This is a genomic window from Mycobacterium sp. 5-140-3-2 (assembly GCF_035666375.1).
Taxonomy (GTDB): Bacteria; Actinomycetota; Actinomycetes; order Mycobacteriales; family Mycobacteriaceae; genus Mycobacterium; species Mycobacterium intracellulare.
Window position 1 is genome coordinate 3,251,280 of record NZ_CP142025.1, and the last position, 11,506, is coordinate 3,262,785.

Sequence of the window (11,506 nt, forward strand, 5' to 3'; positions counted from 1 at the left end):
GTAATGTCACCGGCTATGAGCTGCAAAGGCCACAGGTTCCTGCCGGTCGCCGCGGTGACGGTGATCGCCGCCGGGGCCCAGTTGTATCCGGCGACGGCGAGCGCGGACCTGCACAACATCACCTATCGGGCCAGGATCGACGGCGTCACGACCGGCAGTCAGGCCACGTTCGTCATCAACGGCGGCCAGACGAACACGGCCGGGCTGAGCTCGATGCCCGGCAACGCATTCGAGGCCGACACCGTATTGTCCGATCCGCAGCAGGCCGGCATGCGCATCGTGCTGCACTTCCCGTACTCGGCGAACGTGCACTGCGAGATCGACGTGGACGACAACGTTTTCGTCCAGGCCGACCAAATGGTCCGGCCGGTGGCGGGGAACGCCGATCCCAACAACGGCGCGCTGCAGTGCGGGGCGCCCCTGCCGTGAGTGGCGTAGTGGCTAGGGACGCCAGCCCGTCGCGTCGGCCCACTCCCAGGCCCGCCGGTAGGCGTCGAGAAACCACGGCTCCTTGACGGCAACATAGGCCGCAATGTCTCCCCCGCCGTCGGTTTCGGCGGTGCGCTTGACGCTCAGGTACTCCGCCCGCGCATCGGGATCGGCGGTCAGCCAGTCGGGGAACAGCAGGGCGAACTGCTGATTGGGCCACCCCTCCACCCGGATGTGCACATTGGTGGGCCGGCCGGGATCCGCCGAGGCGTGAATCCGCTTGGACCACAACGCCGGATCGTCATCGCGGTCGTAGCGGCCGACGGTGCTGCGCGCGTCGCTCTTGGCGACATCGCCGACGATGCGCTCGATGCGCGGGTACCCGGCGGACAACAAGGGTTCGGCGAGTTCGTCGGCGACGGCCAGGGATTCGACGGTGATCTGGATGTCGATGAGGTCCTTGGCGGGGAAATCCGGCACGGCCGTCGACCCGATGTGGTCGACGCGCAACGCCCGCTGCCCGCAGGTCGTCCTCAGGCGGTTGAGGATTCGCTGCGCCTGGTCCGGCCAGGTCGGGTCGGGCGGCGCCAATTGGACCGGCGCCGGGGCGATCTGACGCGTGCTCAGGTTGTGAGCAAACGGCACGATGCGGTTGTCCCACACCTGTTGGGCGCGTTGCACCAGGTCTTCCGGGCTGCCCGAGTTGTCCACCCAGATGTCGGCGACCGCGCGGCGCTGCTCGTCGCTGGCCTGCGCGGCGATCCTGGCGCGGGCGTCGTCTTCGGCCATGCCGCGCTGGTCGACCAGTCGCCGCAGCCGCACCTCGACGTCGGCGTACACGATGACCACGAGCGGGAACAGCGGCGCCATCCCGGACTCCACCAGCAGCGGAATGTCCTCGACCACAACCGAATCCTCGGGCACCGAGGCGATGATCTCCGCGCGGCGCCGGCCCACCAGCGGGTGGACGATTCCGTTCAGCGTCTGGCGGGCCTGGTCGTCGCGAAAGGCCTTGGCGGCCAACGCCGGTCGATCCAGCGATCCATCCGGCAGCAGGATGTCGGCACCGAACGCCTCGACCAGCGCCGCCAGCCCTTCGGTGCCCGGCTGGACCACCTCACGCGCGATGACGTCCCCGTCGACGATGACGGCGCCGCATCGCTCGAACGTGGACGACAGCGCCGACTTGCCGGCGCCGATGCCACCGGTCAACCCGATACGCAGCATGGCGTCCTCAGGTCAGGATCACGCGTTGCCGGCGAGTTTCTCCCGCAGCGCGGCCAATTGGGCATCGCTGGCCAGCGATCCGCCCGCCTTCTCGGCGGGCGCACCGTTGCCCGGCGACTGCTCGCCGGCCGTGTGGCCGGCCGCCTCGGCCGCCGCGAACTTCTCCATCTGCGCGGTGTGCATCTTGTGCCGGCGCTCGGCCTCGGCGTAGCGGGCCTCCCACTCGGTGCGCTGCTTGTCGAATCCCTCGAGCCATTCGTTGGTCTCGGAGTCGAAGCCCTCGGGGAAGATGTAGTTGCCCTGCTCGTCGTAGCTGTCAGCCATGCCGTACTTCGCCGGGTCGAACTCGTCGGTGTAGTCCTCGTTGGCCTGCTTGAGCGACAACGAGATCCGGCGGCGCTCCAGGTCGATGTCGATGACCTTGACCATCGCGTCGTCGCCGACGGCAACCACCTGGTCGGGGACCTCGACGTGGCGCTCGGCCAGCTCCGAAATGTGCACCAGGCCCTCGATGCCCTCCTCGACGCGGACGAACGCGCCGAACGGAACCAGCTTGGTGACCTTGCCGGGCACGATCTGGCCGATGGCGTGGGTGCGGGCGAAGTGGCGCCACGGGTCTTCCTGAGTCGCCTTGAGCGACAACGAAACCCGCTCGCGGTCCATGTCGACATCGAGCACCTCGACGGTGACCTCGTCGCCGACCTGGACCACCTCGGACGGGTGGTCGATGTGCTTCCAGCTCAGCTCGGAGACGTGCACCAGACCGTCGACGCCGCCGAGGTCGACGAACGCACCGAAGTTGACGATGGAGGAGACGACACCCTTGCGGATGGCGCCCTTCTGCAGCTGGTTGAGGAACTCGCTGCGCACCTCGGACTGCGTCTGCTCCAGCCACGCCCGGCGCGACAGCACCACGTTGTTGCGGTTCTTGTCCAGCTCGATGATCTTGGCCTCGATCTCCTTGCCGATGTACGGCTGCAGATCGCGCACCCGGCGCATCTCGACCAGCGAGGCGGGCAGGAAGCCGCGCAACCCGATGTCGAGGATCAGGCCACCCTTGACCACCTCGATGACGGTGCCCTTGACGGCCTCGTCCTTCTCCTTGAGCGCCTCGATGGTGCCCCAGGCGCGCTCGTACTGCGCGCGCTTCTTGGACAGGATCAGGCGGCCCTCTTTGTCCTCCTTGGTGAGAACCAGGGCCTCGACCTCGTCGCCCACGGAAACGACCTCGTTGGGGTCGACGTCGTGCTTGATCGAGAGCTCGCGGGCGGGGATGACCCCCTCGGTCTTGTAGCCGATGTCGAGGAGCACCTCGTCCCGGTCCACTTTGACGATCGTGCCCTCGACGATGTCGCCATCGTTGAAGTACTTGATCGTTTTGTCTATTGCGGCGAGAAAGTCCTCGCTGGAGCCAATGTCGTTGACGGCTACTTGGGGCGAGGTGACGGCGGGACTCGGCATATTGTTGGGGTGCTCCGGACAGGTTTGGTCGTAGGGACAATTGGGATTTACCCATCGAGGCTACTCGACTGTGCACACGCTGGCCAAACCCAGTCCCGGCGGCTCACCCGGTTCGATGGGCCACCCGGTTGGTGAAGGCGCCGTGGTAGCTCATCGGCACGTGGAACGGCAGCCACGCCTCGGCGATCGGGCCGTCGGCCACGTGGGCCGCGTCGACCACCATTAACCTGCTGCGATGCTGCGATTCGTGGTATCCGACGGTGAGTAGCCAGCCGTCGTCCTCGGCCGTTCCGCCGGGTCGCGGCACAAACGTCGGCTCCACCAGCACGTCCCCGGGCGGACAATAGGTCTGGACCGCGCCGGTGCTGTGATCGATGCGGGCGATTCCCTGGCCTGCAAACCTGGCCGGGTCCTGGACGGTCACGTAGGAGACGTCGTGCCGGGTCGCGGAACGCCGCTGGTCGATCTGGGGGAACTCGCACCCGAAATCGGCCAACGGCTCGCGGGACACGCGCCCCGACGGGGCGATCCGGAACCGCGTCAGCACCACGGCGTCGTCGATGGCCCCGTAGTCGTCGAGCTGGGCGATGTCGGAGCGGATGTGGGCGGTGTATTTCTTCATGCCCGCGTAGGTCTGCGGCACAAACCGTGGCAGCTCGACGACGACATCGTCGCCGTCGTCATATGCGTTGGTGAAATGCCAGTGATAGAACGGATCGGTCTCGGCCACCCGCACCCGGCCCCCGTCGCGCGGCGCGAGAACGAAGTACGACGGCGCATCCCGCTTGAAAAATATGGAGTCTCAATAGGATTGGTGGCCGACGAGCGCCCACGGGTTGATCCGCAGCGGCGACACCACGAAGATCGCGTAGCGCCGGGTCAACGCCATGTCGTGCACCACGCCCATCCCCGGCAGCGGCACCGCCCGCAGGTAGCGGGTCACACCGTTGGCGCCGGTCTCGTAGAGCCGCAGGCGCATCCGCGGCACCGCCTCGCCCGCCAGCTCCCGCAGCCGGCGCCACCGCTCGCGACCGCGGGCCCCGCGCAGCGCGTGGCGCAGGTCGATCCGCGGGAAGTACGGGTCGAACCCGAAGTTGATTTTGGTGTTGGTGGCCGGGTCGTAGGTGTAGTGCGCCGAATAGGCCCGGACCGCACCCTTGAGCGCCCCGCCGAGGTTTGACGGCCCGATGGTGTCCAGGGTGTCGAGATCGAGTTCGTGCGGCGGTCCGCCCTCCCAGAGCGCCAGCAGCTGGTTGCGGTTGACCATGACGCTGGTGTTGGCGGTGTTGGCCGGAAGCCGCAGCGCGTTCGCCAACGTGCCGCCGTCGCGCTGGTAGGCGAAGCCGCGGTCCACCAGCTGTCCGGCCGCCGTCGACTTCAGGTAGTGCTTGGTGCGGACGAAGCGGTTGCGGAAACGCACCCCCGACCCGTCGAGCACGAACGCGCTGACCATCCCGTCGGCATCAAAAATGCTCTCGACCTGCGTCGATCCGAGCGTCCAGCGGCCCGACCCGTTCCGGTACAGGGTGCCGAGGAGCCCGTCGGGGATCGTTCCGGTGATTTCGGTGACGTCGACGTCGGTTTCGCCGACGATGTTTTCCCAGTAGCGCGACGGAGCTTGAACGTCTGCCAGAACCATAAAAGACAGTGTGTCTATTATCGCTGGGCGTTGTCAATGGTCTTGATGTCGTCGGCGTTGAACGGCAGGGCCGCCCCGCCGTCCCAGCACAGCGCGGTGAGGTGTTCGACGAGCGCCTCCCGCGGCATGGTTCCCGTCCGGCACCACCACTCCGCGGCCGCCACCGCCGACCCGACGATGGCCCGCGACCAGGGCGCCGCCGCCATGCGCGCGGCCTCGGAGCCCGACGACGACGCCAGCATCCATTCGACCGCGCCGGCCAGCTGCTCGAAGACACTGGTCGACGGGTCACCGGTGAGGGCCCGGTAGAGATTCGGCTCGGCTTCCATCCACGCGCTGATCACGTCGAAGAACAACGCCATCCGCTCCCTGAGGTCGGTGGAACCGGCTGCCCGAGTGGTGATTTCGGCGAGCAGCCGCTGCGAGGTGCGTTTGCTCAGCTCGGCCAGCAGCGCGTCACGGCCGGGGTACATGGCATAGACCGCCGAGCGGACGAAGCCGGCCTCGCCCGCGATGTCGACCAGTCCGGCGGACGGCCCCTTGGCGCGGATCACCCGCTCGGCGGCGTCGAGAAGCTCCGAGCGCCGCGCGCCGGGATCCACCCGCGAGCCCGCCGGGCGACCACGACTGCGCTTTGCCGGGGGCATCGACGGTGGCCTGTCAGTGCGCCGCAGCGTCCCAGCTGCGGCCGTAGCCCACCGAAACCTCGAGCGGGACGTCCAACGGGTAGGCGCCGCCCATCTTGTCGCGGGCCAACGCTTCGAGCTGCTCGCGCTCCCCCGCCGCGACCTCGAACAGCAGCTCGTCGTGCACCTGCAGCAGGATCCGGGAGGACAGCCCGGCGTCCTTGATCGCCTTGTCGGTTTCGATCATCGCCACCTTGATGATGTCGGCGGCGCTGCCCTGAATGGGCGCGTTGAGCGCCGCCCGCTCGGCGGCCTCGCGCACCTGGCGGTTACTGCTGTCGAGTTCGGGCAGATAGCGGCGGCGGCCGAACACCGTCGACGTGTAGCCGTCCTTGCGGGCCTGTTCCACCACGGCCATCAGGTAGTCGCGGACTCCGCCGAACCGGGCGAAGTACTGCTCCATCTGGTCTTTGGCCTCTTCGGTGGAGATCTTGAGCTGGGCGGACAGCCCGTAGGCGCTCAATCCATAGGCCAGCCCGTAGGACATGGCCTTGACCCGGCGGCGCAGTTCGGCGGTGACCTCCTCGATCGGCACGCCGAAGGCGCGGGAGGCGACGAACGAGTGCAGGTCCTCCCCGGTGTTGAACGCCTCGATGAGTCCCTCGTCCTTGGACAGGTGGGCCATGATCCGCATCTCGATCTGGCTGTAGTCGGCGGTCATCAGCTCGCTGTAGCCGTCGCCGACCACGAACGCGTCGCGGATCCGCCGGCCGGCCTCGGTGCGGATCGGAATGTTCTGCAGGTTCGGCTCGGTCGAGGACAACCTGCCGGTGGCCGCGATGGTCTGGTTGAACGTGGTGTGGATGCGCCCGTCGGAGGCCACCGAATTCAGCAGCCCGTCGACGGTGACCTTGAGCCTGGTGGCGTCGCGGTGGGCCAGCAGATGTTGCAGGAACGGGTGACCGGTCTTGTCGAACAGCGACTGCAGCGCGTCCGCGTCGGTGGTGTATCCGGTCTTGGTGCGCTTGGTCTTCGGCATCTCCAGCTCGTCGAAGAGCACCGCCTGCAACTGTTTCGGCGAGCCCAGGTTGATCTGCTTGCCGATCACCGCGTACGCCGCTTCGGCCGCGTCGCGGATCAGGTGGGCGAAGTCGCTCTGCAGTTCGGTCAGCAACTCCAAATCGACGGCGATGCCGGCGTTTTCCATCCCCGCCAGCACCCGCTGCACCGGCAGCTCCATGCCGCTGAGCAACGAGGTGGAGTTGATGCGGGCCAGCTCCTCGTCGAGCGCGTCGGCCAGATCCAGCACCGCCACGGCACGCAAAAGCAGCGTCTGCACCGCCTGGTCGTCGGTGCCGTCGGTGTCGTCGAGCAGCGAAAGCTGTTGCTGCTCAGGGTTTTCGGCCCGCAACTCGCGACGCAGGTAGCGCAGCGACAGGTCGTCGAGGGAGAAGCTGCGCTGCCCGGGGCGCACCAGGTAGGCCGCCAGCGCGGTGTCGGAGGTGACGCCGGCCAGCGTCCAGCCCCGCCCGGCCAGGTCGTGCATGGCCAGCTTGGCTTCGTGCAGCGCCTTGGGCGGCCCGGGGTCGGCCAGCCAGGACGCCAGCGCCGCCTCGTCTTCGGGATCCAGCGTCGCGGTGTCGATGTAGCGGCCCTCGCCGTCGGCGGAGACGATGGCCAGCGCGGTGGCGTCGGCGTCGTAGGCCAGGTGGGTGCCGACGACGGCCAGCCCGAAGCGCTTCCCCGAGCTGTGCTCGGCCAGCCACACCGCCAGCTCGCCGGCTTCCAGCGCGCCGCCGCGCACGTCGAAGCCCTCGTCGACCTCGGGCTCCACCGCGGCCAGGGTTTCGAACAGCCGGTCGCGCAGCACCCGGAACTCCAGGTCGTCGAAGAGCCGGTGGATCTGGTCGCGGTCCCACGGTTGCAGCCGCAGCGTGTCGGGAGTCTGGGCCAGCGGCACGTCTTTGACCAGATCGGTGAGCTCGCGGTTGCGGATCACGCTGGCCAGATGTTCGCGCAGCGCGTCGCCCACCTTGCCGCGCACCGAATCGACGTTGTCGACCAGCGCCTGCAGCGACCCGTACTCGCCGATCCACTTGGAGGCGGTCTTCTCCCCCACACCGGGGATGCCGGGCAGGTTGTCGCTGGGGTCGCCGCGCAGCGCGGCGAAGTCGGGGTACTGCGTGGGCGTCAGTCCGTACTTCTCGACGACCGCGTCCGGGGTGAAGCGGGTCAATTCGCTCACCCCCTTGCGGGGGTAGAGGACCGTCACGTTCTCGCTGACCAACTGCAACGAATCGCGGTCGCCGGTGACCACCAGCACGCGGTAGCCCTCGTTTTCGGCCTGGGTGGCCAGGGTGGCGATCAGGTCGTCGGCCTCGAAGCCCGGCTCGGCGAGCACCGTGATGCCCAGGGCGGCCAGGACCTCCTTGGTGATGTCGATCTGGCCGTGGAACTCGTCGGGCGTCGCCGACCGATTGGCCTTGTACTCCGGATAGCGCTCGGAGCGGAAGGTCTGCCGCGACACGTCGAAGGCCGCGGCGATGTGGGTGGGGGCTTCGTCGCGCAGGAGGTTGATCAGCATGGCGGTGAAGCCGTAGACCGCGTTGGTGGTCAGCCCCCCGCGGGTCTTGAAGTTCTCGGCGGGCAGCGCATAGAACGCCCGGAACGCCAGGGAGTTGCCGTCCAGCAGCATGAGCGTCGGCCTGGTCTGTTCCTCGCTGGCCTTCGTAGCGGTTTTCGTGGCGGGCACGGCTTTCACTTTAGGCACCCGGTGTGACGAGTTGCGCGCCCCGACCGCGCCGTCCGCAGAACTGCAACACGTTTCAGTTTTGTGCGCGGGCTGGGTACGCTGGCCCGGTGCCAGAAGTCATCCGACAAGAACCGGCGGTCGATGGATGGTTCGCCACCGACGACGCCGGTGTCCCGCATCTGATCGGCAGCAAGTGCCCCGAGTGCGGCACCTACGTCTTCCCGCCGCGGGCGAACAACTGCCCCAATCCGGGTTGCGCCAGCGACACGCTGGAATCGGTCGCGCTGTCGACGCGGGGAAAGTTGTGGAGCTACACCGAGAACCGGTACGCGCCACCGCCGCCCTACCCGTCGCCGGACCCCTTTGAGCCGTTCGCCGTCGCCGCCGTGGAGCTGGCCGAGGAGGGCCTGATCGTGCTGGGCAAGGTGGTCGAGGGCACGCTGGCCGCCGACCTGAAGGTCGGCATGGAGATGGAACTGACCACCATGCCGCTCTACACCGACGACGACGGCGTGCAGCGCATCGTGCACGCGTGGAAGCGCGCCGGCGACGATGCAGAGCGAAGCGATGAGAAGGAGCGGCGCAAATGACGACCATGAGCGCTCCCGAACCGCTGTACATCCTGGGCGCCGGGATGCACCCCTGGGGCAAGTGGGGCAACGACTTCACCGAATACGGGGTGGCCGCGGCCCGGGCCGCGCTGAACGAAGCGGGCCTGGACTGGCGACAGATCCAGTTGGTGGCCGGCGCGGACACCATCCGCAACGGCTACCCCGGGTTCGTCGCGGGCGCGACGTTCGCCCAGAAGCTCGGGTGGAACGGCGTGCCGGTCAGCTCGAGCTACGCCGCGTGCGCCAGCGGTTCGCAGGCGCTGCAGAGCGCCCGCGCCCAGATCCTGGCCGGCTTTTGCGACGTCGCCCTCGTCATCGGCGCCGACACCACGCCGAAGGGCTTTTTCGCCCCGGTCGGCGGTGAGCGCAAGAACGATCCCGACTGGCAGCGGTTCCACCTGATCGGCGCCACCAACCCGGTGTACTTCGCGCTGTTGGCGCGGCGGCGGATGGACCTCTACGGCGCCACGCTCGAGGATTTCGCCCAGGTCAAGGTCAAGAACTCGCGGCATGGCCTGCAGAACCCGAACGCCCGGTACCGCAAGGAGGTGTCGGTCGAGGACGTGCTGGCCAGCGCGGTGGTGGCCGACCCGTTGCGGCTGCTGGACATCTGCGCCACCTCCGACGGCGCGGCCGCGCTGATCGTGGCCAGCGCGAAGTTCGCCCGCGAACACCTCGGCTCGCTGGCCGGTGTGCCGTCGGTGCGGGCGGTCAGCACGGTCACCCCGAACTATCCGCAGCATCTGCCCGAATTGCCGGACATCGCAACGGATTCCACCGCCGCGGTGCCCGCACCCGATCGGGCGTTCAAGGACCATATCCTCGACGCGGCCTATGCCGAGGCGGGCATCGGGCCCGAGGACGTGAGCCTGGCCGAGGTCTACGACCTGTCCACCGCGCTCGAGCTCGACTGGTACGAACACCTGGGCCTGTGCCCCAAGGGCGAGGCCGAGGCGCTGCTGCGCAGCGGCGCCACCACGATCGGCGGCCGGGTGCCCGTCAACGCGTCCGGCGGGCTGGCCTGCTTCGGCGAGGCCATCCCCGCGCAGGCGATCGCTCAGGTCTGCGAGCTGACGTGGCAGCTGCGCGGTCGGGCCACGGGCCGGCAGGTGGAAAACGCCACGGTCGGCATCACCGCCAACCAGGGGCTGTTCGGGCACGGTTCGTCGGTGATCGTCGCCCGCTAGGGATTGCCGCCGCGTTGGCTTGCGTTGTGCGGCCACGGTTTTGAGTGTGAAGCCACGGCTTTCAGTGTGAAGCGTGGGCGCGGATTGTCGGCGTGTCGCCGCCGGGGGTTCACATCCAAAGCCAACGATTCACACTCGACGGATCGGGTGCTCCTCGGGGTACTCCGAGAGCTATTCCTTGGGCGGGTCCAGGGTCTCCAAGACGACCTCGGCCACCCTCTTCATCGTGGTTCGCCGGTCCATGGCTGCCCGCTGAATCCACTTGAACGCCTCGGGCTCGGTCATCCCCTGTTCGGTCTGCAGCAGCCCCTTGGCGCGCTCCACGAGCTTGCGGGTCTCCAGCCGATCGGACAGTGACGCCACCTCGCGTTCCAGCTCGGCGATCTCACCGAATCGGCTGACGGCCAATTCGATGGCCGGGATCAGGTCGCTGATGGTGAACGGCTTCACCAGGTAGGCCATCGCCCCCGCATCCCGGGCCCGCTCGACCAGGTCGCGCTGACTGAACGCGGTCAACACGACGATCGGTGCGATGCGCTTGCTGGCGATCTCCGAGGCCGCGTCGATGCCATCACGGCGCGGCATCTTCACATCCATGATCACCAGGTCCGGCCGATGGCGCTCGGCCAGCTCGACGGCTTCCTGCCCGTCGCCGGCCTCGCCGACGATCTCGTAACCCTCCTCTCGGAGCATCTCGGCGAGATCCAGTCGGATGAGCGCTTCGTCTTCAGCGATCAGGACCCGGCGCGGCACAGCGGCGTCGGTGTCGGTCGTGGGGCCTGTCATGACGAATATTGTGTCGCGAACGCCTCAGACCAGCGTGCGCGGGGGCGGTGTGGCAGGTGAGGACACCAAATCCTCTATGGTGGGAGGCTGCCTCTAAGGTAAGAGGCCGGCACGCCCTCGTATCCCAACTGGCAGAGGAAACGGATTCAAAACCCGTCCAGTGTGAGTTCGAATCTCACCGAGGGCACCAGCGACCGCGGTCGGTGGCGCCATCGGCTCGGCCGGCTTTCTTCGGTACCGAAGTAGCGGTTCCGGCCGACGCAACCGGTTCACAAGTTTCCATATCGAGTCCAATACCTTCCAATGGTATGAATTCGGCCGCATTTATAAACTCTGCGCATTTATAGCTCTTCGTATTGCAGGCAAGAATATGGCGCGCAAAAGATCACTTGAATTCATAATTCGGCGCGGGCAGGACGCGGCCGATCGCGATTTCGGTGGCGACGATCCCGAATCGAATCGGTGACGTCCACCGTCGGCCCCGCTAGCGGTCCCGGCGATCCGCGGGAACCCCGGGCGGGTTCGGAACCGTCAGTCGCCGAATGATCGCGTGACACACACCTGGCCGGATGCCGAAACCTCCGGCCCCGCGGTGTAATTGCCGATGGAATCGCCGGCCACCCGTAGCAGCCAACTCGGATCACTACAGGCGACGCTGCAGCCGTCCATCAGCATGGCGGTAAGGGCAATGAGCGACGCAAGAACGATTCTTCTGAGAACCGCCATCAGGCACCCCTTAGTCGAGGCGAACACGCGTCACGCAGAGCGTCCAACACGTGTTGAATAAC

General features: G+C 67.6%; 9 protein-coding genes, 1 tRNA gene and 1 pseudogene. 4 read left to right on the plus strand and 7 right to left on the minus strand.

The window, feature by feature from the left end; translation table 11 throughout:
* Positions 1–15: 15 nt before the first annotated feature.
* Positions 16–429, plus strand: coding sequence for a hypothetical protein (locus P6281_RS15000; protein ID WP_008257671.1), 414 nt, complete (start codon positions 16–18; stop codon positions 427–429).
* Positions 430–441: 12 nt separating this feature from the next.
* On the opposite strand, the gene coaE is transcribed toward P6281_RS15000, so the two are convergent.
* The 5 genes and pseudogenes from coaE to polA all read right to left on the minus strand — a co-directional run bounded on the left by coaE (position 442) and on the right by polA (position 8,077).
* Positions 442–1,656 (minus strand): dephospho-CoA kinase, encoded by a 1,215-nt coding sequence (gene coaE, locus P6281_RS15005; protein ID WP_008257672.1) that lies wholly within the window; start codon positions 1,654–1,656, stop codon positions 442–444.
* Positions 1,657–1,674: 18 nt separating this feature from the next.
* Positions 1,675–3,117, minus strand: coding sequence for a 30S ribosomal protein S1 (rpsA, locus tag P6281_RS15010; RefSeq protein WP_008257673.1), 1,443 nt, complete (start codon positions 3,115–3,117; stop codon positions 1,675–1,677).
* Between the two features lie 103 nt (positions 3,118–3,220).
* Positions 3,221–4,756, minus strand: a pseudogene (locus P6281_RS15015) (carotenoid oxygenase family protein).
* A 17-nt stretch (positions 4,757–4,773) separates the two neighbouring features.
* On the minus strand, positions 4,774–5,403 hold the full coding sequence (locus tag P6281_RS15020; RefSeq protein WP_029384787.1) for a TetR family transcriptional regulator: 630 nt from the start codon (positions 5,401–5,403) through the stop codon (positions 4,774–4,776).
* A gap of 13 nt (positions 5,404–5,416) precedes the next feature.
* A complete protein-coding gene (gene polA / locus P6281_RS15025; protein ID WP_008257678.1) occupies positions 5,417–8,077 on the minus strand; it encodes a DNA polymerase I in 2,661 nt (886 codons plus the stop codon).
* A gap of 164 nt (positions 8,078–8,241) precedes the next feature.
* Here polA and P6281_RS15030 point away from each other — a divergent pair, with 164 nt between their 5' ends.
* Together P6281_RS15030 and P6281_RS15035 are read left to right on the plus strand one after the other, a co-directional pair.
* Positions 8,242–8,724 (plus strand): Zn-ribbon domain-containing OB-fold protein, encoded by a 483-nt coding sequence (locus P6281_RS15030; RefSeq protein WP_009954952.1) that lies wholly within the window; start codon positions 8,242–8,244, stop codon positions 8,722–8,724.
* Between the two features lie 5 nt (positions 8,725–8,729).
* Positions 8,730–9,932, plus strand: a complete 1,203-nt coding sequence (locus P6281_RS15035) for a lipid-transfer protein (RefSeq protein ID WP_008257683.1) — start codon at positions 8,730–8,732, stop codon at positions 9,930–9,932.
* Positions 9,933–10,103: 171 nt separating this feature from the next.
* Here P6281_RS15035 and P6281_RS15040 read toward each other — a convergent pair whose 3' ends face one another.
* Entirely contained in the window at positions 10,104–10,718 is a 615-nt protein-coding gene (locus tag P6281_RS15040; RefSeq protein ID WP_008257686.1) for an ANTAR domain-containing response regulator, read from the minus strand.
* A gap of 113 nt (positions 10,719–10,831) precedes the next feature.
* Between P6281_RS15040 and P6281_RS15045 the strand changes: the two genes are divergently transcribed.
* Positions 10,832–10,908, plus strand: a tRNA-Leu gene (locus P6281_RS15045).
* A 341-nt stretch (positions 10,909–11,249) separates the two neighbouring features.
* Here P6281_RS15045 and P6281_RS15050 read toward each other — a convergent pair.
* Positions 11,250–11,444 (minus strand): hypothetical protein, encoded by a 195-nt coding sequence (locus P6281_RS15050; RefSeq protein WP_131810781.1) that lies wholly within the window; start codon positions 11,442–11,444, stop codon positions 11,250–11,252.
* Positions 11,445–11,506 lie beyond the last annotated feature (62 nt).